Source organism: Pseudomonas sp. LBUM1672 (assembly GCF_059695655.1).
The window spans coordinates 2305143-2330322 of the sequence record NZ_CP166781.1 but is presented as its reverse complement, the minus strand read 5'-3'; the positions used below and the strand labels follow the sequence as shown (position 1 = coordinate 2330322).

At 59.8% G+C, this 25180-nt stretch carries 18 protein-coding genes; 12 read left to right on the top strand and 6 right to left on the bottom strand.

Annotated elements, in window-relative coordinates; translation table 11 throughout:
* Positions 1-199: 199 nt before the first annotated feature.
* The 3 genes from ACA053_RS10610 to ACA053_RS10600 form a co-directional block, all read right to left on the bottom strand.
* A complete protein-coding gene (locus ACA053_RS10610; protein ID WP_497395363.1) occupies positions 200-3868 on the bottom strand; it encodes a translocation/assembly module TamB domain-containing protein in 3669 nt (1222 codons plus the stop codon).
* On the bottom strand, positions 3865-5592 hold the full coding sequence (locus tag ACA053_RS10605; protein ID WP_497317063.1) for an autotransporter assembly complex protein TamA: 1728 nt from the start codon (positions 5590-5592) through the stop codon (positions 3865-3867). Before ACA053_RS10605 ends, ACA053_RS10610 begins: the two co-directional genes overlap by 4 nt.
* A gap of 65 nt (positions 5593-5657) precedes the next feature.
* Positions 5658-6308 (bottom strand): GNAT family N-acetyltransferase, encoded by a 651-nt coding sequence (locus ACA053_RS10600; protein ID WP_461954808.1) that lies wholly within the window; start codon positions 6306-6308, stop codon positions 5658-5660.
* Positions 6309-6482: 174 nt separating this feature from the next.
* On the opposite strand from ACA053_RS10600, the gene xthA reads away from it, so the two are divergent.
* The 3 genes from xthA (at position 6483) to ACA053_RS10585 (ending at position 10064) form a co-directional block, all read left to right on the top strand.
* Positions 6483-7295, top strand: coding sequence for an exodeoxyribonuclease III (gene xthA, locus ACA053_RS10595; protein ID WP_109629360.1), 813 nt, complete (start codon positions 6483-6485; stop codon positions 7293-7295).
* Positions 7296-7674: 379 nt separating this feature from the next.
* Complete coding sequence (locus ACA053_RS10590) at positions 7675-8610, top strand: IS110 family transposase (RefSeq protein WP_497312732.1); 936 nt, start codon at positions 7675-7677, stop codon at positions 8608-8610.
* Between the two features lie 113 nt (positions 8611-8723).
* The gene (locus ACA053_RS10585) at positions 8724-10064 is read left to right on the top strand and encodes a substrate-binding domain-containing protein (RefSeq protein WP_497395361.1); all 1341 of its coding nucleotides are present in this window, start codon (positions 8724-8726) and stop codon (positions 10062-10064) included.
* A 163-nt stretch (positions 10065-10227) separates the two neighbouring features.
* Here the strand turns inward: ACA053_RS10585 and ACA053_RS10580 are convergent, their stop codons facing one another.
* A complete protein-coding gene (locus ACA053_RS10580; protein WP_497395359.1) occupies positions 10228-11457 on the bottom strand; it encodes an acyl-CoA dehydrogenase in 1230 nt (409 codons plus the stop codon).
* Between the two features lie 176 nt (positions 11458-11633).
* Here ACA053_RS10580 and ACA053_RS10575 point away from each other — a divergent pair, with 176 nt between their 5' ends.
* The 3 genes from ACA053_RS10575 to ACA053_RS10565 all read left to right on the top strand — a co-directional run bounded on the left by ACA053_RS10575 (position 11634) and on the right by ACA053_RS10565 (position 14260).
* A complete protein-coding gene (locus tag ACA053_RS10575; RefSeq protein WP_497395357.1) occupies positions 11634-12563 on the top strand; it encodes a LysR family transcriptional regulator in 930 nt (309 codons plus the stop codon).
* Positions 12564-12741: 178 nt separating this feature from the next.
* Positions 12742-13143 carry a MerR family transcriptional regulator gene (locus ACA053_RS10570; RefSeq protein WP_497395355.1) on the top strand — a complete coding sequence of 134 codons (402 nt, stop codon included), beginning with the start codon at positions 12742-12744 and terminating at the stop codon, positions 13141-13143.
* Between the two features lie 217 nt (positions 13144-13360).
* Entirely contained in the window at positions 13361-14260 is a 900-nt protein-coding gene (locus tag ACA053_RS10565; protein ID WP_497395353.1) for a hydroxymethylglutaryl-CoA lyase, read from the top strand.
* 653 nt (positions 14261-14913) lie between these two features.
* Here ACA053_RS10565 and ACA053_RS10560 read toward each other — a convergent pair.
* Positions 14914-16611 carry an AMP-binding protein gene (locus tag ACA053_RS10560; RefSeq protein WP_497395351.1) on the bottom strand — a complete coding sequence of 566 codons (1698 nt, stop codon included), beginning with the start codon at positions 16609-16611 and terminating at the stop codon, positions 14914-14916.
* 204 nt (positions 16612-16815) lie between these two features.
* On the opposite strand from ACA053_RS10560, the gene ACA053_RS10555 reads away from it, so the two are divergent.
* Genes ACA053_RS10555 through ACA053_RS10540 form a run of 4 tightly spaced genes read left to right on the top strand, consistent with a single transcriptional unit; the run spans position 16816 to position 22383 of the window.
* Positions 16816-17979, top strand: coding sequence for an isovaleryl-CoA dehydrogenase (locus ACA053_RS10555; protein WP_438658451.1), 1164 nt, complete (start codon positions 16816-16818; stop codon positions 17977-17979).
* A gap of 12 nt (positions 17980-17991) precedes the next feature.
* A complete protein-coding gene (locus ACA053_RS10550; protein ID WP_219097080.1) occupies positions 17992-19599 on the top strand; it encodes a carboxyl transferase domain-containing protein in 1608 nt (535 codons plus the stop codon).
* A gap of 13 nt (positions 19600-19612) precedes the next feature.
* The gene (locus ACA053_RS10545; protein WP_497395349.1) at positions 19613-20428 is read left to right on the top strand and encodes a gamma-carboxygeranoyl-CoA hydratase; all 816 of its coding nucleotides are present in this window, start codon (positions 19613-19615) and stop codon (positions 20426-20428) included.
* Positions 20428-22383, top strand: coding sequence for an acetyl/propionyl/methylcrotonyl-CoA carboxylase subunit alpha (locus ACA053_RS10540; protein WP_497395347.1), 1956 nt, complete (start codon positions 20428-20430; stop codon positions 22381-22383). Before ACA053_RS10545 ends, ACA053_RS10540 begins: the two co-directional genes overlap by 1 nt.
* 39 nt (positions 22384-22422) lie before the next feature.
* On the opposite strand, the gene ACA053_RS10535 is transcribed toward ACA053_RS10540, so the two are convergent.
* Positions 22423-23070 carry a LexA family protein gene (locus ACA053_RS10535; protein WP_109629342.1) on the bottom strand — a complete coding sequence of 216 codons (648 nt, stop codon included), beginning with the start codon at positions 23068-23070 and terminating at the stop codon, positions 22423-22425.
* Positions 23071-23199: 129 nt separating this feature from the next.
* Between ACA053_RS10535 and ACA053_RS10530 the strand changes: the two genes are divergently transcribed.
* Positions 23200-23541: a DUF6124 family protein gene (locus ACA053_RS10530; protein WP_109629340.1), complete on the top strand. Its 342-nt coding sequence runs from the start codon at positions 23200-23202 to the stop codon at positions 23539-23541.
* 483 nt (positions 23542-24024) lie between these two features.
* Positions 24025-25176 carry a M14 family metallopeptidase gene (locus tag ACA053_RS10525; RefSeq protein ID WP_109629339.1) on the top strand — a complete coding sequence of 384 codons (1152 nt, stop codon included), beginning with the start codon at positions 24025-24027 and terminating at the stop codon, positions 25174-25176.
* Positions 25177-25180: the final 4 nt, after the last annotated feature.

Sequence of the window (25180 nt, the reverse complement as noted above, 5' to 3'; positions counted from 1 at the left end):
GTCGAGATGTTACTGCCTAGGCAGCGAATGTCAACGTAATAGTTAGGTTGCTTGCTATTCAGTTGATAAAAGGCGCGGATTTTTGTGGTGAATACTCTGACGCCATCGCGGGCAAGCACGCTCCCACAGGGATCTCGCTAAACCTGTGGGAGCGGGCTTGCCCGCGATGGGAGCGACTCGGATTTGGAGAATGCGGGACTTAGAAATCCCGCTTGTAGAAGATATCCAGCGAACTGGCCACGCCGCCGGCGGCTTCGAGGTAGACCTTTTTGCTCAGCTTGTAGCGCAAGGCAATGGTGTTGGCCGGCTCGAACACGCCCACGCCATAACGCAGGCTGAGCTTCTCGGAGATATTGCCGCTGGCCACGACGCTGGTGGTGTTGCCGCTGCCCTGAGTATCGAGCTGGAAGTCCTGAATCCCCAGGTCGTTGGCCAGTTTGCCGGTCACCCCAGAGCTGCCCATCAAGCCCAACCCGAGCGCCGCCTGGGCCAGCATGTTGTTGTCTTCGCCGTTGCTGCTCAGCGGACGCCCCAGCACCAGATAGGACAACGCCTGCTCCTGGCTCATCGCCGGCTCGGAGAAGATCTGCGTGGTCGGCTGCTCGGCGCTGCCGCTGAGGCGAATGCCGGCGATCACGTCGTCGGTCTGGCGAATGGCCTCGATGTCCAGATACGGCTGATCGATCGGCCCGGCGAACAGCAGCCGCGCACGGCGCACCGTCAGCCGCTGACCGTACGCCCGGTAACGGCCGTCGTTAAGCCAGAGCTCGCCGCGGGTGTCCATGTTGTCGCCGATGTGCACGTGCCCTTGCAGGTTGGCGGTCAGGCCAAACCCGGCGAAACTGAGTTTGTCCTCACCCACCACCACGTCGATGTCCATCTTCATGGCCAGCGGCGGTTTGCCCTCTTCGGTCTGCTGGCCAATGATCACCGTGTCATCGGAGACCTTGACCGTGGACGGAGGCAACTCGCGCACGGTGATCTCGCCCTTGGGCACCCGCACTTTGCCGGCGATCGCCAGTTGCTCATCCTTCATCGAGATTTTCAGGTCCGGCGCCACTTCCAGCTTGGCGTACGGTTCGACGGTGACGGGCAATTGCGAGCCCTTGAGCGTCAGATCCACCACCAGCGCCTGACCCCAGGCAATGTTGCCGTTAAGACTGCCCTGCCCGCTTTTGCCGCTTTTCCAGCCACCGTTCAATTGCACCGCTTCGCCGGCGATCTGCGCTTGAAGCTGCAAGCCCTGCAACTCCATCGGCAGTTCAGGCCCGGACACTTCGCCGTCGCTGAGCAGCAGATTGCCGTTTACCTGCGGCGCCAGCAGATCGCCGGAGAGCGTGCCGCTACCATTCAAACGCCCGGTGAGTTTCTCGACCATCGGCACAAACGGCCGCGCCACCGACAGATCCAGTCCGGTGAGACGGAACGAACCGGTAAGCGGTTTGTTTTTCGGCAGCGGATTGATCTGCGCCTGCACCATCAGTTCGCCGAGCTTGCCGCCGACGAAATTGAGATCGGTGTCGATGCGTTTAGGCGTGAGTTTGCTGGTGAGTTTCAGGGTCTGGTACGGGAAGTCCAGCCACTGATCCTTTTCCTTCATGCGCAACGTGCCACCGCTGGCATCGACGCTGATCTGGCCGTTCGGGCCGCTGGCCGGCAGGTCCAGTTGCAGGTCGGCATTGAGCCGGCCCTTCCAGGCGAACTCCTTCGGCAACCATTGCGCGAGGCTTTCAATCGGGAATTGCTTGAGGTGATAACGCAGCTTCGGCTCCGGCATCAGACGCTGGTCTTCGCCACACAGACTGGCCGCGCCAGACATCCAGCAATGGGCGCCAAAGTTGATCTTGCCGTCCGCCAGCCGTTCAAGTTTCGCCGGACCTTGCAACTTCCAGTCCTGACCACCGGCCTGGATATCGCCGCTGGCCAGGCGTCCGCGCCAGTTGCCCTTGTCCAGATTGCCGTCCAGGCCGAGCGCCAGTTTCAGCTTCGGCCCTTGCAGATCCAGGGTAAGTTTCTGGTTCTTGATATCGCCCTGGCCGCGGGCGGTCAGCGTGCCCAGCGAGGTGTCACCGGCCTGAATGCCGCTGCCCTTGAGGTCGATTTTCGCCCGTTGCGCGCTATCGAGGGTCGCGTCCAGGTTCAGGCTTTGCAGGCGATTGTCCTGGAAGGCCAGTTGCGTGCCTTGCAGCCCGAGCTTGCCTTGCGGCGCTTTGAGCGTGCCGGCGACGTCGAGGCGACCGTTGAGCTGACCGCGCAGTTGCGGCCAGAGTTGGGCCAGGCGCGGCAGCTTGATGTCGATCTGCCCGGCGAGCTTCTGTTGCAGGCTGCCCTTGCCGTTGATGCTGTTGTCACCGAGGCGGATGTGCAGCGCGTTGAGGTTCCATTGTTCACCGGCGCCATCGGCCTTGGCCTGAAGCACCGCCGGTTGTCCGCGCAGTTTGCCTTTGAGGTCGAGGTCGGCGTTCAGGCTGAGTTTTTCATTCTTCATCTCGCCTTTGCTGCGCAAGGGTCCGGCCAGCGTCCCCGGCAACTCCGCGACCCAATACGCCGGGTTGATCGCCGAGAGGTCGAGCGCGGTGTCCCAGGCAATGCCATCGGCAAATTGCAGGTTCAGATGCCCTGCCGCCTTGCCCTGCCCGGCTTCGAGTTGAATTTGTTGCAGATAGATTTTTGTCAGGTCGCCGCTGAACGGGCTTTCGAGGCTGAACGCACCTGCCGGGCCATCGAGTGCCGATTTGAAGTGACCGATGTATTTTCCGTCGGTGTAGGAAACTTCACCATTGAAGCTGCGTAACGCCACTTCAGGCTCGTCGATCAGCGGATAGAGACGGTGCCAGGGGAAATCCAGCCAATCGATTTTCGCGTCGGCGCTCAGGCCTTTGCTCCAGTCGAGGTTACCGGTGAGTTTGAGGTTTTGCTTGTCGTTGGCGGTCAGATCGAGGGCAGCAATCTGTGCGCCGTTGGCGTCGACCTTGCCTTGCAGCACCAGGGCCACCGGGCCTTTTTCAGCAGGCAGCGTGGCTTTGCCGAGCAACTGGTAACCGTTTTTCAGGTCGCCGTCGCCAGTGAGCTCCAGTTGATTGAGTTGCAAGGTTTCCGGCAAATCGGCGCTGGGCTTGAAGCCATCGGCGGTGATCCGTACTTTCGCCGGAAGGTTGTCGACCAGCGGTTGCAGCTCGCCAGTCAGCTGGCCATTCAAGTAACCGCTGCTGTCGGCTTTCAGGTTCAGGGTTTTCAGCAGGTCACCGTCCACCTTCAACGCCAGGCTCCAAGGCTCGGGAGCCGGCAAGGTCAACGTGCCTTCGGCCTTGAGCGGCCAGTTGCCGCTGGGTTGCAGCAGGCCGGACAGGTTCAGGCTGAGCTCGTCACGCTGCAACTTCACCGAGTCGATCTGCAAGCCCTGCGCCGTCCAGTGCGCGGCCAGTTGCAAGCCCTTGAGTTCTTCGCTGCCGTTGAACAACAGACTGCCGACCTGCACATCACCCAGTTCGATCGCCAGGGGCAAGTCCAGATCCGGAAGCGTGATCGGCCCGTCGCTGTCTTCTTCAGTGCCCGGCGGGAATTGCAGGCTGACCTGATCGGCCTTCAATTGCTCGATGCACAAGGTCATGCGCAACAGGCACAGCGGCGACCAGGCGAATATCGGTTTGCTCAGCTCAACCCGGCTGGTGTCCTGCTGCCACAGCAGATGATCGGCACTCCACTGCCCGCCCAGTCGGCCCTGGAAATTCTCCACAGTGAGACCCGGCACCCAGCCGAGCGCCCAACGGCTGCCCGTCGCTGTGCCCAGCACCGTGGTCACGGCGACGATGACCAGCATCAGCAGCGCCAGAATCGCCAGCAGCGTTATCTTCAAACCACGCTTCACAGCTCAGGCCCCATGGAAAAGTGCAGTCGAATGCCGCCGTCGTCGTCCATCGCGTGGGCCAGGTCGAGGCGAATCGGCCCCACCGGGGAAACCCAGCGCACGCCGATGCCCACGCCGGTCTTGAGGTTCGGCAGTTCGAGTGTATTGAAGGAGTTGCCCTGGTCAACGAAGGTCGCGACCCGCCATTTTTCGGCCACGGAATACTGATATTCGACGCTACCGGCGATCATGTAGCGGCCACCGATGCGGTCGCCATCGGAGTTTTCCGGGGACAGGCTTTGATAGTCGTAGCCGCGCACGCTCTGATCGCCACCGGCGAAAAAGCGCAACGACGGCGGCACGGATTTGTAGCCGTTGGTGGCGCTGCCGCCGACCTGCACTCGACCAAGGAAACGGTGTTTATCGAAGACCGTGGTCAAGCCTTTGACCAACGCAGTGCCGTAGACCAGGTTGGTGTCCGAACCCAGGCCTTCCTTGGCCACTTTGGTCTCGAATTCCAGGCGATAGCCGTTGTGCGGGTCGATGCGGTTGTCGCTTTTCAGGTAGGAATAACTGACGCCGGGCATCAGCAACGTGCTGAGCCCCGAGTCGTCGCCGAGCCGGTATTCCTCGCGCTGCCACTTGAGCGACACCACGCGCTGCCAACCGCTGGGCAACTTGCTGTGCCACTCAGGGCCGAGGGTCAGGAGTTTGCTGAGGGAGTCCTTGTCGGCAATTTCTTCGTTTTGGTAACCGCCGGCGAAACGCAATTTGTCGGTCAGCGGCGGGTCCAGAGGGATGTCGTAGAACACCCCGACGTTCTGTCGGGGCGCCGAAACTTCGGTCTCCCAGCCATAACTGTGACCCTGCGGGTTGACCCAGTGCCGGGTCCAGTTGGCCTTGACCCGGGGGCCGACGTCGGTGGAATAGCCAAGCCCCAGGCCCATAGTCCGTGGTTTGCGGGTTTCGAGTTTGACGTCGACCGGGATTACATCGTTCTTCGACGCCGTCGGCGCTGCATCCACCCGCACGCTTTCGAAATAGCCGCTCGATTGCATCGCCTGATTGAGTTCGGCGATCAGCTCGGAGTCGTAAGGTGCGCCTTCCTTGAACGGCACCATGCGCCGCAGCAGGTCTTCATCGAACGGCGTGTCACCCTCGAAACTGACCTTGCCCAGCGCATAGCGCGGACCGCTGTCGTAGACGAGGTCGATGTCGGCGACGCCGGCACGCGGGTCCACCGACAATGTTTGATGAGTGAAGTGGCCGCTGAAGAAGCCATAGCGCGAGGCCTGATTCTGGATCAGTTTCTTGGCGTCTTCATAACGGCCATGGTTAAGCACCGCGCCGGTTGTCAGCGCAGCGCTTTTGGGGACACGAAAGGATTTGAGCGAGGCCGCCGGGCCGTCGACGCGAATCGTGACATTGCGCAAATGCACGGGCTCGCCAGGATCGATGTTGAGGATCAGGCGCGGCGTCTTGCCGCCCTTCACGTCGCTGTCGATCTGCGGCTGGTAATACCCCAAGGCCTGGGCGGCCTTGCGCGCCTGTTCCTCGGCGCCACGACTGAAGCGCAGCAAGGCTTCTTCGTCACGGCCGCCGAGGCTGCCGATATAGCCCTCTATATTGGCTTTCAGTTCATCGTTGGACGGTTTGATCCGCACATCCAATTCACTTTGCGCCAGTGCCGCGCAGCTGGTGATCAGCATCAGCACGCCACTGGTAATTCTTCCTGGAAACTTCATAGGCGCGGATGCTATCACGAGCTTGGGAGCGTGATAGAGCCTGGCGTGGCGTGAAAGTTCTACCTTTATGCCGTTGCTGTTTGTAACACCTGGGGATTGGCGTGGAAAAACACGTGTTCGCGGATCGGTCCGACGGCGACCTCGCCGATTTCCTCGTAGCCCTGCCGTTTATAGAACTCCAGATAACGTGGATTCCCGGTATCAAGGATCACGCCCTCGGAAGTTTCATCCACGGCGCACCAGTTGTGCACTGCTTGCAGCAGTTGCTCGCCAAAGTGCTTGCCCTGGAACTGCGGATGAATCCCCAGCAACGGCAGGACATGCACCGAGTCGGACGGCACGCAAGCAGCAACGGCGGCGTGGTAATCCAGATAGCGGCGGGTGCAACGGAAACCAGTGCTGAGCACCATGCGCAAGCGCCAGGCCCAGCTTTCAGTGATGCCCAGTCGACGTTGTGGCGGCGCGATCAGGGCGATGCCGATCAGGCGGTCGTTGACCAGCAAGCCGATGGCCGGCAAGTCCTGGAGAAAGTGTTGCTTGACCAGTTCCCGCACCGTCGCCCGCACGCGATGCTCGTAGCCGGGGCGTTCAGCCTCGAACAGGTAGCCGAAGGTCGGTTCGTGCCGGTAAGCGTGGTAAAGCAGGGAGCGCGCTTCGTGGGCGTAGCCGCTGTCGAGCATGTGGATATCGGCTATGGCGGTCGAGGTTTCGGGCATAACGGTAGATCTCCCCCGGGCGCCGCTCAAAATGGCGGCGCTCTTATTGGTACGAGCCTTTGGGTGGTAATACAGTTCCCCCACAGGTATAGACCAAGGCTGGATCTTCATCGACTGGACTGGCCCGATTCCTACAGGTCAGCTAGCATCGCCCTTTTGCCAGGACTGCCGACCATGAAGATCGTCTCCTTCAACATCAACGGGCTGCGCGCTCGCCCGCATCAGCTGGCGGCGCTGATCGAAAAGCACCAGCCGGACGTGATCGGGCTGCAGGAAACCAAGGTCCACGACGACCAGTTCCCGCTGGCCGAGGTTCAGGCGCTGGGTTATCACGTGTATTTCCACGGGCAGAAAGGCCATTACGGCGTCGCCCTGCTCTCCCGTAGAGAACCGATTGCGCTGCATAAAGGTTTCGCGACCGATGAAGAAGACGCCCAGCGCCGCTTCATCTGGGGCTCGTTCGCCGACGCCAATGGCGTGCCGGTGACCATAATGAACGGCTATTTCCCACAGGGCGAAAGCCGCGATCACCCGACCAAGTTCCCGGCCAAAGAGCGTTTCTACGGCGACTTGCAACAGTTGCTGGAAAGCCAGTTCAGCAATGAACAGCCGGTGGTGGTCATGGGCGACGTGAACATCTCCCCGGAAGACTGCGACATCGGCATCGGCCCGGACAACATGAAACGCTGGCTGAAAACCGGTAAATGCAGCTTCTTGCCGGAAGAACGCGAGTGGATGGCCCGCCTGAAGAACTGGGGCCTGGTGGACAGTTTCCGCCACTTGAACCCGGACGTGGCCGACCGTTTCAGCTGGTTCGACTACCGCAGCCGCGGCTTCGAGGACGAGCCCAAGCGCGGGCTGCGGATCGACCTGATCATGGCGTCCCATGGACTGTTGCCGCGGGTGAAGGATGCAGGCGTGGATTACGAACTGCGCGGGATGGAAAAACCATCGGATCATGCGCCGATCTGGCTTGAGTTGAGCTGATCCTCTCGACATCTACATAAATCAACTGTGGGAGCGAACTGTGGCGAGGGGATTTATCCCCGTTCGGCTGCGAAGCAGTCGTAAAACCGGAGAATGCGGTTCTTCTGAGAGACCGTAATCACAGGTTCAGGGCCGCTTCGCGCCCCAACGGGGATAAATCCCCTCACCACAGGCTCGCTTGTATGTTTAGACTTGAAGGGGTGGGTGGGACTACAGACTCGATTCTGACTCTGACCAGTACAGACTGTGGGAGACTTCTCGTCCCGCCCCTTCTACCCAAAGCGCCGATAAGGAATTCATCGGTAAACCGACGATAGAGACAAGCCAGCGCAACGGTAGACCCCAACAAGCACTTAAACCCTAGCTCCGAGGATTCGTCATGACAATCCTTACTTCGCAGACGGTTGTTGGTATCGATATCGCCAAGGCCCAAATTGCTGTCTATCGCACCGACCTGCAAATCATTCAAGACATCAAGAACGATCGAACCGCCCTCAAGCGTTGGCTTAAAACCCTGCCTGCCCAAAGTGCTATCGCCGTTGAAGCCACCAACATCTACCACTTGGACACGGTAGAGCTGGCCCATGAGATGGGTCATCAGGTCTACGTGGTGGATGCTTATCGCGTGAGTCATTACCGCCGTGGCGTTGGCCAACGAGCCAAGAACGATCCCTGCGATGCGCGTTTGCTGGCGCGTTACCTGGAGAATGAACAAAGCAAACTGCGGGTCTGGAGCCCGCCACCCAAGGCCTACAGCTCGCTGAAAAGCCTGCTTCACAGACGTGCAACGCTGATCCAGAACCATGCTGGGCTGATGTTGAGTTGGGCCAATGAACCCTTGTTGAAGAAAGTGCAGGTCGCTCAGCAGAAGGCGTTCAAGCAAGCGGATCAGGCGATTCAGAAACTGCTGCGCAAGGTCAGCAAAGAGGCGGGAATTGAGGCGAATATTGATCGCTGCAAAGCCATCGAAGGCGTTGGGGAACTGACCGCAACCGGGTTGGCGACGACCTTTATGCGGGGCGATTTTGCGAACAGCGATGCGTTCATCGCATTCCTGGGAATGGACTTGGCAGTCGAAGACTCCGGCAAGAAGAATGGGCAGCGGTACCTGACCAAAAAAGGAGATCCGGAGGTTCGTCGTTTGGCGTACAACGCCGCAATGGCGGCGTGTCGCTCGCCTAAATGGAAGCCGTTTTACGAGGCATACCTGGCTAGAGGCTTCTCGAAAACCCAGGCCTTGGTTGCCTTGGCCCGAAAGCTCTGTCGAGTGGCATTTGCCCTGATGAAAAATCAGAGCGAATACCTGTCAGCCTGAGAATTCAGGGTTGCCGGGCAACATAGAATCTCCCACATTTAGCAGCTGTCATCTTTTAGAAATCTTACTGACTTATTCTCCCGGCACTTCCTTTGGCCAAACAAGGTGCCGGCATGACGCTGCGCATATCGTTCCTGTTGATGCTGTGCGCCTGTTTGCCATTGACGGCTTCGGCCGGCGATTTGCCGACACCCGAAAACGGCCCGGTCCTGCGCATCCAGGGCTCCAACACCATCGGCGCCGCATTGGGGCCGGCGCTGGTCGAAGGCCTGATGCGCGAACAGGGCCTCATCAAGGTCCACAGCGAAATCCCGGATAAAGCCAACGAACAACGCATCGTCGGCGAAACCATTCAGGGACGCCGGGTTGTGGTGGACGTCGCGGCCCATGGTTCCAGCACCGGGTTCAGCGCCCTGAAAACCGCCTCCGCCGATCTTGCTGCCTCCTCGCGCCCGATCAAGGACAGCGAACGGGAAGACCTCAAATCCTTGGGCGACTTTAAAAGCCCCGGCGCGGAACAAGTCATCGCCATCGATGGACTGGCGATCATCCTCCATCCGCAAAATCCGCTGAACCCACTCACCACCGAACAACTGGCGCGAATCTTCAGCGGCGAGGCAAAAACCTGGGAAGAACTCGGCGGCCGTGGTGGGACGATTCATCTGTATGCGCGGGATGATCAGTCGGGCACGTACGACACCTTCAAGGAATTGGTCCTCAGTCGTCGTGGGAAAACGCTGAGTAACGCCGCGAAACGCTTCGAATCCAGCGAGCAATTGTCCGACGCCGTCAGCCAGGATCCGCAAGGCATCGGTTTTATCGGTTTGCCATACGTGCGCCAAGCCAAAGCCGTGGCGATTGCCGATGGCCAGTCCCAGGCCATGTTGCCGCTCAATAACCTGATTGCCACGGAAGATTATCCGCTGTCCCGGCGGTTGTTCTTTTACCTGCCACCCAACGGGAAAAATCCGTGGGCACAAGCGTTGGTGGCGTTCGCGCAAAGCAGCAAAGGGCAGGAAATCGTCGCGTCTAACGGTTTTATCGCGCAGACCGTGCAAGCCATGAGTGTCACGCCGAACGCCTTGATGCCCGAGGGTTATCAAGCGCTAAGTCGCCACGCCCAACGGTTGTCGGTGAATTTCCGCTTCGAGGAAGGCAGCGCGACGCTGGACAACAAGGCCCGACAAGACTTGTCGCGGGTGCTCGACTATATAAAGCAGCGTGACAAAACCAATCGACAGGTGACGCTGGTTGGGTTTGGTGATGCCAAGAGTGATCCGGCGCGTGCCGACCTGTTGTCGAAGTTGCGGGCGATGGCGGTACGGCGGGAGCTGGTGAAAAGCGGCGTGGTGTTTCGCGAGATCCGCGGTTTTGGCGCCGAGATGCCGGTGGCGGCGAATAGCGCGGATGAGGGGCGGATCAAGAATCGGCGGGTTGAGGTTTGGGTGTATTGAACCTGCATGCGAACAAATGTGGCGGGGGAGCTTGCTCCCGCTCGGCTGCGCAGCAGTCGCAAAATCAGGCAACCCGGTACATCTGAAACACCGGGTTGCCGTATTTCAGGGCCGCTTCGCGCCCCAGCGGGAGCAAGCTCCCTCGCCACAACAGCCCACAGGGTTACTGCCCGCTACGCATCATCTCTTTCGGCACGTACTTGCCGATCTCGAACTTGCCGATCGCCGCGCGGTGCACTTCGTCCGGGCCGTCGGCCAGGCGCAGGGTGCGCTGCATGGCATACATGTAGGCCAGCGGGAAATCGTTGGAAACCCCCGCCCCGCCATGCATCTGGATCGCCCGGTCGATCACCCGCAAGGCCACGTTCGGCGCGACGACTTTGATCTGCGCGATCTCGCTCTTCGCCACTTTGTTGCCGACGGTGTCCATCATGTACGCCGCTTTCAACGTCAGCAGGCGTGCCATGTCGATTTCCATCCGTGAGTCGGCGATCTTGTCGATGTTGCCGCCCAGGCGTGCCAGCGGTTTACCGAACGCGGTACGGCTCACCGCACGTTTGCACATCAACTCCAGCGCACGTTCGGCCATGCCGATCGAACGCATGCAGTGGTGAATGCGGCCAGGGCCAAGGCGACCTTGAGCGATTTCGAAGCCGCGCCCTTCGCCCAGCAGAACGTTTTCGTACGGCACCCGGACGTTTTCAAACAGCACTTCGGCGTGGCCGTGAGGCGCGTCGTCGTAGCCGAACACCGGCAACGGACGAACGATCTTCACGCCAGGGGCATCCACCGGTACCAGAATCATCGAGTGCTGGGCATGGCGCGGCGCGTCGGGATTGCTCAGGCCCATGAAGATCAGAATCTTGCAGCGCGGGTCGCAGGCGCCTGAGGTCCACCATTTCTTGCCGTTGATCACCCACTCGTCGCCGTCACGCACAGCGCGGGCGGCCATGTTGGTGGCGTCGGACGAAGCGACGTCCGGTTCGGTCATGGCAAACGCCGAGCGAATATCGCCGCGTAGCAGCGGTTCGAGCCAGCGTTGCTTCTGCTCTTCGTTCGCGTAACGCACCAGCACTTCCATGTTGCCGGTGTCCGGCGCGGAGCAGTTGAAGGGCTCAGGACCGAGCAGCGAACGGCCCATGATTTCCGCCAATGGCGCGTATTCGAGGTTGGTCAGGCCGGCGCCGAGTTCGGACTCCGGCAGAAACAGATTCCACAACCCTTCAGCCTTGGCCTTGAGTTTGAGCTCTTCCATGATCGCGGTCGGCTGCCAGCGATCGCCTTCGGCGACCTGGCGCTCGAACACCGCTTCGGCGGGATAAACGTAGGTGTCCATGAACGCGGTCACGCGCTCACGCAGTTCTTGCACCTTGGGCGAATAAGCGAAATCCATGGGCAGCTCTACCTTTTTGACTGGGTTCAGAGGAGTTGTTCAGGTCATGTAATCGATGCTAGAACAGCTACGAAAATTTACCTAGCCTATTCTCGGCGTGTATTAACATTCATCACCGATATATGATCGGCTGATCATCAAGGCCAAAAACGCCCCTACAACAAGAGAGCCGCGTAATGAATCTGAGCAAGGTCGACCTCAACCTTTTCATCGTCTTCGACGCGATCTACACCGAAGCCAACCTGACCCGCGCCGGGCAGATTGTCGGCATTACCCAGCCAGCCGTCTCAAACGCTCTGGCCCGCCTGCGCGAGACCTTCAACGACCCGTTGTTCGTGCGTACTGCGCAGGGCATGGTGCCGACGCCGATGGCGCAGAACATCATCGGGGCAGTGCGTAACGCCCTCTCCCTGTTGCGGGTGTCGGTGCAGGAAAGCCGGATCTTCAACCCGTTGCAGGCGGTCAAGACGTATCGCATCAGCATGACCGACCTGACCGAAGCGGTGATTCTGCCCCCACTGTTCCAACGCCTGCGTCGCCTGGCGCCGACGGTGATCATCGAAAGTTTTCTGTCCAAGCGCCGCGAGACCACCAAGGAACTGGCGGCCGGTCGTCTGGATTTCGCCGTCGATGCGCCGCTCAATACCGACCCGCAGGTGCGTCACGTCAAGTTGATGGAAGACCGTTACGTCTGCGCCATGCGCAAGGGTCATCCGCTGGCGGGCAAGGAGAAATTCACCCTCGATGATTATTTGTCGCTGACGCACATTCATATTTCCAGCCGCCGCAGCGGCCTGGGGCATGTCGACCTGGCCCTGGGGAAAATGGGCATCCAGCGTAAGATCGCCCTGCGCTCGCAGCATTATCTGATGGCATCCCAGGTGTTGCAGCAGACCGACATGGTCATGACCGTGCCGGAGCGCTTTGCCCGTCGTCATGACTTGTACTCAGTGAACTTGCCGGTCAACGACGTGCCGCCGGTGGAAACGCACCTCTATTGGCACGAAAGCACCGACCAGGACCCGGCCAACCGCTGGATGCGCGAACAAATGATTGAGTTGTGCCAGCAAGTGACGGCGCATGAGAAGAAGCTCGATAAGGTTTAGGGCTTTGGACCGCGTTATCGTTCTTCGCGGGCAAGCCCGCTCCCACAGGTATAACGCGATCTCTGTGGGAGCGGGCTTGCCCGCGAAGAGGCCAGTGATATCAATGAAGATCCCTGCCCCTTGACGTAAACGTCAACCTGCCATTAGCTTAGCGCCATGACCTTCTTCGAGCGCTTCCATGAGCAGCCAGACCTATAGCATTTCCGACCTCGCCCGCGAGCTCGACATCACCACGCGGGCCATTCGCTTTTATGAAGAGCAAGGCCTGCTCAGCCCTGAGCGGCGTGGCCAGGAACGCGTGTATACGCCCCGTGACAAGGTCAGCTTGAAGCTGATCCTGCGGGGCAAGCGCATTGGCTTCTCCCTGGCCGAATGCCGCGAGCTGATCGAACTCTACGACCCGACCGGCGGCAACCAGAAACAACTGCAAACCATGCTGAGCAAGATCGCCGAGCGCCGCGAACAGCTGGAGCAGCAGATGCTCGACATCGAGCAGATGAAGCTGGAACTGGACACGGCGCAGGAGCGCTGCACCCAGGCGCTGGAGCAGACGATCAAGAGCCAGGAAGCGATTCAGTAAGTCAACACAGTCCCCTGTGGGAGCAACTGTGGCGAGGGGATTTATCCCCGTTGGGTCGCGAAGCGGCCCCCTAACCTGAGACCACGTATCTCAGATAAACCGAATTCACCGGTTTGGCGACTGCTTCGCAGCCGAACGGGGATAAATCCCCTCACCACACAGGCCCGCTCCTATAGGGTTTTCTGAATATTCAGACAATCAGCACAGGTCGATTCCCATGTCCCTACCCACTCACGTACGCCTGGTCGAAGTCGGTCCCCGCGACGGTCTGCAAAACGAAGCCCAACCCATCAGCGTTGCCGACAAGGTGCAACTGGTCGACGCGCTGACCGCTGCAGGCCTCGGCTATATAGAAGTCGGCAGTTTCGTTTCGCCCAAGTGGGTGCCGCAAATGGCCGGTTCCGCCGAAGTGTTCGCGCAGATCCAGCGCAAACCGGGCGTGACCTATGGCGCCCTCGCCCCCAACCTGCGCGGGTTTGAGGATGCGATCGCGGCCGGGGTCAAGGAAGTCGCGGTGTTCGCGGCGGCCTCCGAAGCGTTTTCCCAACGCAACATCAATTGCTCGATCAGCGAAAGCCTGGAGCGCTTCGTGCCGATCATGGACGCCGCCAAACAACATGGCGTCAGCGTGCGTGGTTATGTGTCTTGCGTGCTGGGTTGCCCTTACGAAGGTAACGTCGCCCCGGAACAAGTCGCACGGGTCGCCCGCGAGCTCTACGCCATGGGCTGCTACGAAGTCTCTCTGGGCGACACCATCGGCACCGGCACCGCCGGCGCGACCCGCAAGATGTTCGACGTGGTCTCGGCCGAGGTGCCGCGTGAAAAACTCGCCGGGCACTTCCACGACACCTATGGCCAGGCCATGGCCAACATCTATGCGAGCCTGCTGGAAGGCATCTCGGTGTTCGACAGCTCCATCGCCGGCCTCGGCGGCTGCCCATACGCCAAGGGTGCCAGCGGTAACGTGGCCACCGAAGACGTGGTTTACCTGCTCAACGGCTTGGGCATCGAGACAGGCATTGATCTGGACGCTCTGATTCTGGCTGGTCAGCAGATTTGCGCGGTGCTGGGGCGACCAACCGGTTCGCGCGTGGCCAAGGCTCGCAGCGCAAAGTGAGGCGTGGGGGTGTTACCGCTGCGCCTGAAACGTGGGGCGTAAGCGAGTAACACGGAAACAAATTGTCTGGTTTCGCCCGAAGGAAAAATCCGACAAAATCTTAACTATTTGATTTATAACGATTTTTAAAAGTTGGCACGGCTTCTGCTATCTCTACTGCATAACAAGAACAAAAAAAGCGGCAAACCTAATAAAAATAAGACGTAACGACTCTGACATAACAAAAACAACACGGCAGAGACGCAGCTAACAGATTTTTTTGGAGAGGATGTGCTTTTCAGGGTGCTTTTCGAAGTAACCCGCAACCGGGCAGAGAACAATAAAACTACCTTCAGGTAGCTCCCGAACTGGTTGGATCGCTTAGCGAAAAAGTAGATCAGCGCTCAAAAAAATACGTTTGCTCTTGATCCCGGATGGGGATCGACAAAAACAGCGGTAAAGGGCCACGGTCACTAAAAACAACAACAGACCGCCCCTCAATAATAAAAAAAGAGCACGCGCAACGAAAATTAAAGGGGAGCTTCGGCTCCCCTTTGTGCTTTCTGCGATTTGTGTTTTCACCACCGCCCCTGTGGGAGCCAGCCTGCTGTCGATTGCGGTGATTCAGACACTCCGCTATCGCCAGCAGGCGGGCTCCCACCAGAGAGAATTTATCAGCCCTGCTTTTCGCGCAATTCCTCGGTACTGATCTCGCGCATCCGGAATTTCTGGATCTTGCCGGTCACGGTCATCGGAAACTCTTCCACAAACTTGAAGTAACGCGGCGTCTTGAAGTGCGCGATGCGTTCCTTGCACCAGGCTTGCAGCTCTTGCTCGGTCGCACTGTGGCCCGGGTGGAACTTGATCCAGGCAACAATCTCTTCGCCATAGCGCGAACACGGAATCCCGATCACCTGCACGTCCGCCACTGCCGGATGGGTGAAGAAGAACTCCTCCAGCTCACGCGGGTAAATGTTCTCACCGCCGCGGATGATCATGTCCTTGTTACGCCCGGCGATGCATACGTAACCCTCGTCGTTCATGCTCGCCAGGTCGCCGGTGTGCATCCAGCCCGCTTGATCGATGGCTTCGGCGGTGCCTTGCGGGTTGTTCCAGTAGCCGAGCATCACGCTGTAACCGCGGGTGCACAGTTCGCCAATGGTGCCGCGCGGCACCAGGTTGCCCGCTTCGTCGATGATCTTGCTTTCGAGTTGCGGCTGGGTGCGGCCGACAGTGGTGACGCGCAACTCCAATTCGTCCGACGGACCGGTCTGCAAAGACACGGGGCTGGTTTCTGTCATGCCATAGGCAATCTGCACTTCGCTCATGTGCATCTCGCTGATGACCCGGCGCATGACCTCGATCGGACAGGTCGCCCCGGCCATGATCCCGGTGCGCAGGCTCGACAGATCGAACTCGGCGCGCTTGGGTTGATCAAGCATCGCGATGAACATGGTCGGCACGCCGTAGAGCGCGGTGGCTTTTTCTTCGGCTACCGTGGTCAGGGTCAAGAGCGGATCGAACGCATCGTTGGGGTAAATCATGGTGCTGCCGTGGGTGATGCAGCCGAGATTGCCCATGACCATGCCGAAGCAGTGATACAACGGCACCGGGATCACCAAGCGATCATCGGCGGTCAGCCCGAGGCTTTCACCGACCATGTAACCGTTGTTGAGAATGTTGTAGTGACTGAGGGTCGCGCCTTTCGGGAAACCGGTGGTGCCGGAGGTGTACTGGATGTTCACCGCTTGGTCGAAGTTCAAGCTGTCCTGGCGTTCGCGCAATTGTTCAGCGGACACGCTGACAGCGAGATCGCCCAATTGCGACCACGGCAGGAAACCCGACGGTGGTTGCGCATCCAGGCTGATGACGCCGCGCAATTCCGGCAGGCGTTCGCTGTGCAGCTTTCCGATGGATTGCTCCGCCAATTCAGGCACCAGGCCTTGCAGCATGCCGTGATAGTCGGAGGTCTTGAAAGCACCGGCGCAGACCAGCCATTGGCAGCCGGATTGCTTCAGCACGTATTCGAGTTCGGAGCTGCGATAGGCCGGATTAATGTTGACCAGGATCACGCCGATCTTCGCGCTGGCAAACTGGCTGATGCACCACTGCGCGCAATTCGGGGCCCAGATACCGAGGCGGTCGCCGGCCTGCAAACCCAGCGCCAACAGGGCTCTGGCGTGCAGGTCGACGGCATCGGCCAGTTGCTGCCAGGTGTAGCGCAACTGCTGATGGCGCACGACCAGCGCTTCCCCGGCCGGGTATTGCGCGACGGTCTGATCGAACTTCTCGCCGATGGTCATCGCTAACAACACTTTGTTCTGGGAACCACGGGTATAGCTGCGCTGCGGGCTTGCACTGGGTTGATCCATGACGACCCCTATTGTCTTTATTAGTGGGTGTTACGGCGGCCTCCACAGAGTTGGCTCGCCTTCTATGAACTGACCCTACTGTCGCTCAAGTTGACGTTAACGTAAAGGGTGATTGACAGCCATTCGTCACAGGCTTACGTTAACGTAAAGGTGAGAGCCGAAACACTGCCCTCCCCACCCTACAAAAAAGCCAAAAGGTGACCCATGAGCTACCCATCCCTGAACTTTGCCCTCGGTGAAACCATCGACATGCTGCGCGATCAGGTTCAGTCCTTCGTCGCCAAAGAGATCGCCCCGCGCGCCGCTCAGATCGACATCGACAATCTGTTCCCGGCCGACCTGTGGCGCAAATTCGGCGACATGGGCCTGCTCGGCGTTACCGTGCCGGAAGAATACGGCGGTGCTGGCCTGGGCTATCTGGCGCATGTAGTGATCATGGAAGAAATCAGCCGCGGCTCGGCGTCGGTCGCCCTGTCCTACGGCGCGCATTCCAACCTCTGCGTCAACCAGATCAACCGCAACGGCAATCACGAACAGAAAACCAAGTACTTGCCCAAGCTGATCAGCGGCGAACACATCGGCGCCCTGGCCATGAGCGAACCGAATGCCGGTTCCGACGTGGTGTCGATGAAACTTCGCGCCGATAAACGTGGCGATCACTACGTTCTCAACGGCAGCAAAACCTGGATCACCAACGGTCCGGACGCCAACACCTACGTGATCTACGCCAAGACCGACCTGGAAAAAGGTCCCCACGGCATCACCGCATTCATCGTCGAACGTGACTGGAAAGGCTTCAGCCGCAGCAACAAATTCGACAAGCTCGGCATGCGCGGCTCCAACACCTGCGAGCTGTTTTTCGATGACGTCGAAGTGCCGGAAGAAAACATCCTCGGCATCCTCAACGGCGGCGTGAAAGTGCTGATGAGCGGCCTCGACTACGAACGCGTCGTGCTGTCCGGCGGCCCGACCGGCATCATGCAAGCCTGCATGGACCTGATCGTTCCGTACATCCATGACCGCAAGCAATTCGGCCAAAGCATCGGCGAGTTCCAGCTGATCCAGGGCAAAGTCGCCGACATGTACACCCAACTCAACGCCAGCCGCGCCTACTTGTATGCGGTGGCCCAGGCCTGCGAGCGTGGCGAAACCACCCGCAAGGACGCCGCCGGCGTGATCCTCTACAGCGCCGAACGCGCCACGCAAATGGCCCTCGACGCGATCCAGATTCTGGGCGGCAACGGCTACATCAACGAATTCCCGGCGGGTCGTCTGCTGCGTGACGCCAAGCTGTACGAAATCGGCGCCGGCACCAGTGAGATTCGTCGCATGCTGATCGGTCGCGAACTGTTCAACGAAACCCGCTAAACGGAGCTGTCCATGGCTATCCTGCATACCCAGCTCAACCCCCGTTCGGCGGAGTTCGCGGCCAACAGCGCGGCGATGCTCAAACAGGTCGACGCCCTGCACACCCTGCTCGCCCAAGTGCAGCAAGGTGGCGGCCCAAAGGCGCAAGAGCGTCATACATCGCGGGGCAAATTGCTGCCGCGTGAGCGGATCAATCGCCTGCTCGATCCGGGCTCACCGTTTCTCGAGATCAGCCAACTGGCGGCCTACGCGGTGTACGGCGAAGACGTTCCGGCGGCTGGCGTGATTGCCGGGATCGGCCGTGTGGAAGGCGTCGAATGCATGATCGTCGCCAACGACGCCACCGTGAAAGGTGGCTCGTATTACCCGCTGACCGTGAAAAAACACCTGCGCGCGCAGACTATCGCTCAGCAAAACCGCTTGCCGTGCATCTATCTGGTGGACTCCGGCGGCGCCAACCTGCCGCGTCAGGATGAAGTGTTTCCGGACCGTGAGCATTTTGGGCGGATCTTCTTTAACCAGGCCAACATGAGCGCCATGGGCATTCCGCAAATCGCGGTGGTCATGGGTTCCTGCACCGCCGGTGGCGCCTATGTGCCAGCGATGGCTGACGAAGCGATCATGGTGCGCCAGCAGGCCACCATTTTCCTCGCCGGTCCGCCGCTGGTAAAAGCGGCGACGGGTGAAGTGGTCAGCGCCGAAGACCTCGGCGGGGCCGATGTGCACTGCAAGATTTCCGGTGTCGCCGACCATTACGCCGAGAGCGACGAACACGCCTTGGCCATTGCACGACGCAGCGTTGCCAACCTCAACTGGCGCAAGCTCGGCGAACTGCAACAGCGCACGCCGATCGCCCCACTCTACGCCAGCGACGAGCTGTACGGCGTGGTCTCGGCCGACGCCAAGCAACCGTTCGATGTGCGCGAGGTGATCTCGCGGTTGGTCGACGGGTCGGTGTTCGACGAATTCAAAGCGCTGTTCGGGACCACGCTGGTGTGCGGCTTCGCGCATCTGCACGGTTACCCGATCGCGATCCTTGCCAACAACGGCATCCTGTTCGCCGAAGCCGCGCAGAAAGGCGCGCACTTTATTGAACTGGCCTGCCAGCGCGGCATTCCGTTGCTGTTCCTGCAAAACATCACCGGTTTCATGGTCGGCCAGAAATACGAGGCCGGCGGCATCGCCAAGCACGGCGCAAAACTGGTGACCGCGGTGGCGTGCGCCAAGGTGCCTAAATTCACGGTGATCATTGGCGGCAGTTTTGGCGCCGGTAACTACGGCATGTGCGGACGCGCTTACGATCCGCGTTTCCTGTGGATGTGGCCGAACGCGCGCATCGGCGTGATGGGCGCCGAACAGGCGGCCGGCGTGCTGGTTCAGGTCAAACGCGAGCAGGCCGAGCGCAGTGGCCAGGGTTTCAGCGCCGAGCAGGAGGCCGAGATCAAGCAGCCGATCCTCGATCAATACGAGGAACAGGGCCACCCTTACTACTCCAGCGCACGGCTGTGGGACGACGGCGTCATCGACCCGGCGCAGACCCGCGACGTGCTGGCCCTGGCCTTGTCCGCGTCGCTGAACGCGCCAATCGAACCGAGCCGCTTCGGCGTGTTCCGGATGTGATCGGGAGAAAATCATGAGCGACTTCAACACCCTCGAACTGCTGACCGACCCACGAGGTTTCGCGACCCTGTGGCTCAGCCGTGAAGAAAAGAACAACGCGTTCAACGCCGAGATGATCCGCGAACTGATCCTCGCCCTGGACAAGGTGTCGACCGATGCCAGCCTGCGGTTTCTGCTGGTGCGCGGCCGCGGCAAGCATTTCAGCGCCGGTGCCGACCTGGCCTGGATGCAGCAATCGGCCGAGCTCGATTACCACACCAACCTCGACGACGCCCGGGAACTGGCGGAGTTGATGTACAACCTCGCCAAACTGAAAATCCCGACCCTGGCCGTGGTTCAGGGCGCGGCTTATGGCGGCGCGCTGGGCCTGATCAGTTGCTGCGACATGGCGATTGGCGCCGATGACGCGCAGTTTTGCCTGTCGGAAGTACGCATCGGCCTGGCGCCGGCGGTCATCAGCCCGTTCGTGGTGCAAGCCATTGGCGAACGCGCGGCACGTCGCTATGCGCTGACCGCCGAGCGTTTCGGCGGCCAACGGGCGCGGGAGATAGGCCTGTTATCGGAAAGCTATCCGGTCGCTGAGCTGGAACAGAACGTGGAAAAGTGGATCGACAACCTGCTGCTCAACAGCCCGGCCGCCATGCGCGTCAGCAAGGATTTGCTGCGCGAAGTCGGCAACGGCGCGCTGACCCCTGCGCTACGTCGTTACACCGAGAATGCCATCGCCCGCATCCGCGTCAGCCCCGAAGGCCAGGAGGGCCTGCGCGCCTTTCTGCAGAAGCGTCCGCCGAGCTGGCAAGCCCCGACCACCACCAAGGAGCCGCGTTGATGAGCGCACCTGTTCTCACCACCCTGCTGGTGGCCAACCGTGGCGAAATCGCCTGCCGGGTCATGCGTACCGCCAAAGCCCTGGGCCTGACCACCGTGGCCGTGCACAGCGCCACTGACCGTGAAGCCCGACACAGCCGCGAAGCGGATATCCGCGTCGACCTCGGCGGCAGCAAAGCCGCTGACAGTTACCTGCAAATCGATAAACTGATCGCGGCGGCCAAGGCCAGCGGCGCTCAGGCGATTCATCCCGGTTATGGCTTTTTGTCCGAGAACGCCGGGTTCGCCCGTGCCATTGAAGACGCCGGCCTGATCTTCCTCGGCCCGCCCGCCTCGGCCATTGACGCGATGGGCAGCAAGTCCGCCGCGAAAGCCTTGATGGAAACCGCTGGCGTGCCCCTCGTGCCCGGCTATCACGGCGAAGCCCAGGACTTCGACACCTTCCGCGACGCCTGCGAACGCATCGGTTATCCGGTGCTGCTCAAGGCCACGGCGGGCGGCGGTGGCAAAGGCATGAAAGTGGTTGAGGACGTCAGCCAGTTGGCCGAAGCCCTGGCCTCGGCGCAACGTGAAGCGAAATCCTCGTTTGGTGATTCGCGGATGCTGGTGGAGAAATACCTGCTCAAGCCGCGTCATGTGGAGATCCAGGTGTTCGCCGATCAGCACGGTAACTGCCTGTACCTCAATGAACGTGACTGCTCGATTCAGCGTCGCCATCAGAAAGTCGTCGAAGAAGCGCCCGCTCCCGGCTTGAGCCCGGAACTGCGTCGCGCCATGGGCGAAGCCGCCGTGCGTTCGGCGCAGGCCATCGGCTATGTCGGCGCCGGCACCGTGGAGTTTTTGCTGGATTCACGCGGCGAGTTTTTCTTCATGGAGATGAACACGCGTCTGCAGGTCGAGCACCCGGTGACCGAAGCGATCACTGGCCTCGATCTGGTGGCGTGGCAGATTCGTGTGGCGCGCGGTGAAGCGTTGCCGATGACTCAAGAACAGGTTCCGTTGATCGGCCATGCGATTGAAGTGCGGCTGTATGCCGAAGACCCAAGCTATGATTTCCTGCCGGCCACCGGGCGCCTGGCGCTGTATCGCGAATCAGCCGAAGGCCCGGGACGTCGGGTCGACAGTGGCGTCGAAGAAGGCGATGAGATTTCGCCGTTCTACGACCCGATGCTCGGCAAGCTGATTGCCTGGGGCGAGGACCGTGAGCAGGCGCGACTGCGATTGTTGAGCATGCTCGATGAGTTTGCGATCGGCGGGCTGAAGACCAACATCAACTTCCTGCGCCGGATCATCGCTCACCCGGCATTCGCTGCGGCGCAACTGGATACCGGGTTTATTCCGCGTTATCAGGAGCAATTGTTGCCAGAGCCTGCGGACCTCAGTGATGAGTTCTGGCAAGCCGCCGCCCAGGCGTTTGCGCAGAGCCAGCCGGGTACTCCTCGGGCTGATAACCTGAGTTCGCCTTGGGCTGTGGGCAATGGTTTCCGGGCGGGACTGCCGAGAGAAATCACCCTTCACTTGAGTTGCGAAGGACAGGACCGGGCGCTGACGCTGGGTAACGTTGACACCCACACCGCACAGCTCAAGGGTGAGCAGTTGCTGACCGAACACGACGGCGTGCGTCGCCAGCACCGGGCAATCCGTCGTGGCGAGGTGGTGTATCTGCAATGGGAAGGTGAATTGCGCCGCATCGAGGCCTACGACCCGATCAGTGCCGTCGAAGCCAGCCACAGCCATCAAGGTGGGCTCACCGCGCCCATGAACGGCAGTATCGTGCGCGTACTGGTCGAGGCAGGGCAAACGGTCGAAGCCGGGGCGCAACTGGTGGTGCTGGAAGCAATGAAGATGGAGCACAGCATTCGCGCGCCTCACGCCGGGGTGATCAAGGCGCTGTATTGCCAGGAAGGCGAGATGGTCAGCGAAGGCAGTGCGTTGGTCGAACTGGAAGAAGCGTGAAATGAAGATCGGTCCTACGCATTGCGAGGACCGATCTGACTAGAATTTAGCCGTTGCCTGAACCACTACACCGAGGATTCGACACTCTTCGGTGAACAGGGCTTTCGGATACGTCGGATTGAGCGGGACCAGGTAACGCTGCCCGCCCTCCTCGATCAGCTTGCGAAAGATCGCTTCGACGCTGTCCGCCCATTGCGCGATCACCAGTTTTCCGGGTTCCGGCACAATGGCCGGGTCCACCAGGATCATCATGCCCTCGGCAATGCTGATTCCGCTCGGCGCGGTCATAGCGTCGCCGACCACTTCGAGCCAGAAGGCCGCGCCCTGAGCGTGGTAATCGGTCAGTTCGAATCGCGGCTTGCCGTAGACCGAGAGCTCACCGTCACGCACCTCGGCAGGCAGGCGCCAGTCACTGACCGGGTAACGGAAGTACGGGTTGTACTTGTGCGTCAGGGACATCTCGTCGTCCTGCAGCACCACGGGCTCCCGGATCACCATTGCCACTTCCAGAAAATCCATCCCGAGCGCGCGCAAGACACGATTCATGTCTTCGATGCTCGGCTGACGGCGTTTATTCAGCCAATGACCCACGCCACCCTGGGACATCCCGAGGCGATCGGCGAGTACTTCCTGAGTGACTTTGAGTTCACTCATCTTGGCTTTGACCAACTCAATCCATTTATCCATGGGCGGCACGATACGTCGCGGACTCCGAGCAACAAAACACAAATTGTAGTATTTAAATTCTCGTCACAAATACAGTTCGTACTAGGATTGTTTCACGGATCTGAATCTATCACGGAGCTTGCCATCGCCATGACGTTACCCAGCAATGACCTGTCGGATATGCAAATGGACACCACCCTCACCTCGCCCAAAGGCAACGCCGCCGCGCAAAAAGCCTTGGACTATTACTTGAAACCAACTGTGTCAGAAGCGGTGGTCGAGGAGCGATTTTTTGATGTGAACCCTGCCGTCAGCGGTGAAGAGGCGCTGGTGCATGCGTCGGATCTGTTGCGGTGTGCCGCGGCGACGGCCTACGAGTCGGCCAGCAACCTGAACGGCGCAAGGCGCGATCTGGCCTTTTCGACGGTGCATATGATCGACATGGCCAAGGCGATGATTGATCGCTCTTTACAAGGGCATCAGAGCGTCTGAGTCGGACGCTCTGCTGAGGAAGACGGGAAAGAATTTTCCAATCGCGCAGATAAAATCATTTGACTTGCAAACGAGAATGATTATTATTGCATTCAGCTGATCGCGAGATCAGTCGATGGACCAAGAGACCTTAGGTCGGTCTCCTGGACTATCTCCTCATCAGGCTAATCACGGTTTTCGACCCGGCTTTTTGCCGGGTCTTTTTTTTGCCAGTTATTCTGGCTTTGGCTTCAGGCTAATGAAGTCTTCAAGTGTTGCGAATTCGATTGGCGCGGATGATATCAAAAGAGTATCCATTGGCAAGAGAAGCCCGGCATCATTGGCCCAAACTAAAGAAAAATAGCACTTGAGAATCACTAGCACAGTCTCTAAGCTGCGTCTGCGTCAAGGAAGACGCCCCCCTTTTACCCCGCAATTTCCCCCGGTTTTTCCCCTCCCAGCGTGTAAAGTAGCAGCCATAAAAATCATATTCAGGAATCGACTATGACCGTGGCTAAATCTTCTTTCGACATCAGCGCCAATTTCGACAGCGGCAACATTGAAGTGCTGGACATCAGCAATCCACTTCAAGCCCTGCTCGCCATCAAACCCGACACCCGCAGCCAACATTTCCAGTGGTTCCATTTCAAGGCCAGCGGTCTGCACGTCGGTCAAGAGCACTGGTTTCGACTGAACAATGCCAGCAAGTCCTCGTATAACAAGGCCTGGGACGGTTATCAGGCCGTGGCGTCCTACGACCACGTCAACTGGTTCCGCGTGCCGACCATCTTCGAAGGCGACTGCCTGCGTTTCAGCCTCGAAGCCACGGCCACCCACGCCTGGTTTGCCTATTTCGAACCCTACAGCCGTGGCCGTCATGACTGGCTGATCGAACAGGCGCAGACCAAGGCCGGCGCCGAGCTGCTGGCGACCGGCAAAAGCGCGGAAGGTCGTGACATCCAGTTATTGCGTAAAGGCACCGGCGCCGAAGGTCAGCGCAAGGTCTGGATGATTGCCCAGCAACACCCCGGCGAACACATGGCCGAGTGGTTCATGGAAGGCGTGATCGAACGTCTGGAAAAGCACGACGACCCGGTCCTGAACAAACTGCTGGCCAGCGCCGACCTGTACCTGGTGCCGAACATGAACCCGGACGGTGCCTTTCACGGTCACCTGCGCACCAACGCCATGGGCCAGGACCTGAACCGCGCCTGGCAGAGCGCCAGCCAGGAAATCAGCCCGGAAGTGCTGTTCGTTCAGCAACAAATGGAAGCGTACGGCGTCGACTTGTTCCTCGACATCCATGGCGATGAGGAAATCCCCTACGTGTTTACCGCCGGTTGCGAAGGCAACCCGGGTTATACGCCGCGGATTGAAAAACTCGAAACCCACTTCCGCGATCATCTGAAACACCTGACCAAAGACTTCCAGACCAAGCACGGCTACACCCGCGACGAACCGGGCAAGGCCAACATGACGCTGGCCTGTAACAGTGTTGGTCAGAAGTACGACTGCCTGTCGCTGACCCTGGAAATGCCCTTCAAGGACAACAACGACGCGCCCAACGCACTGACTGGTTGGTCGGGCAAGCGCTCCAAGCAATTGGGCAAAGACGTGCTGACGACCGTTGCCGATATGGTCGATACCCTGCGCTGACAAC

Coding starts and splice junctions, on each gene's coding strand:
- xthA (WP_109629360.1), top strand. CDS start 6,483: ATGAAGATCGTCTCCTTCAACATCAACGGGCTGCGCGCTCGCCCGCAT.
- ACA053_RS10600 (WP_461954808.1), bottom strand. CDS start 6,308: ATGCCCGAAACCTCGACCGCCATAGCCGATATCCACATGCTCGACAGC.
- ACA053_RS10535 (WP_109629342.1), bottom strand. CDS start 23,070: ATGGATAAATGGATTGAGTTGGTCAAAGCCAAGATGAGTGAACTCAAA.
- ACA053_RS10550 (WP_219097080.1), top strand. CDS start 17,992: ATGGCTATCCTGCATACCCAGCTCAACCCCCGTTCGGCGGAGTTCGCG.
- ACA053_RS10565 (WP_497395353.1), top strand. CDS start 13,361: ATGTCCCTACCCACTCACGTACGCCTGGTCGAAGTCGGTCCCCGCGAC.
- ACA053_RS10530 (WP_109629340.1), top strand. CDS start 23,200: ATGACGTTACCCAGCAATGACCTGTCGGATATGCAAATGGACACCACC.
- ACA053_RS10560 (WP_497395351.1), bottom strand. CDS start 16,611: ATGGATCAACCCAGTGCAAGCCCGCAGCGCAGCTATACCCGTGGTTCC.
- ACA053_RS10525 (WP_109629339.1), top strand. CDS start 24,025: ATGACCGTGGCTAAATCTTCTTTCGACATCAGCGCCAATTTCGACAGC.
- ACA053_RS10585 (WP_497395361.1), top strand. CDS start 8,724: ATGACGCTGCGCATATCGTTCCTGTTGATGCTGTGCGCCTGTTTGCCA.
- ACA053_RS10545 (WP_497395349.1), top strand. CDS start 19,613: ATGAGCGACTTCAACACCCTCGAACTGCTGACCGACCCACGAGGTTTC.
- ACA053_RS10590 (WP_497312732.1), top strand. CDS start 7,675: ATGACAATCCTTACTTCGCAGACGGTTGTTGGTATCGATATCGCCAAG.
- ACA053_RS10540 (WP_497395347.1), top strand. CDS start 20,428: ATGAGCGCACCTGTTCTCACCACCCTGCTGGTGGCCAACCGTGGCGAA.
- ACA053_RS10555 (WP_438658451.1), top strand. CDS start 16,816: ATGAGCTACCCATCCCTGAACTTTGCCCTCGGTGAAACCATCGACATG.
- ACA053_RS10605 (WP_497317063.1), bottom strand. CDS start 5,592: ATGAAGTTTCCAGGAAGAATTACCAGTGGCGTGCTGATGCTGATCACC.
- ACA053_RS10575 (WP_497395357.1), top strand. CDS start 11,634: ATGAATCTGAGCAAGGTCGACCTCAACCTTTTCATCGTCTTCGACGCG.
- ACA053_RS10580 (WP_497395359.1), bottom strand. CDS start 11,457: ATGGATTTCGCTTATTCGCCCAAGGTGCAAGAACTGCGTGAGCGCGTG.
- ACA053_RS10570 (WP_497395355.1), top strand. CDS start 12,742: ATGAGCAGCCAGACCTATAGCATTTCCGACCTCGCCCGCGAGCTCGAC.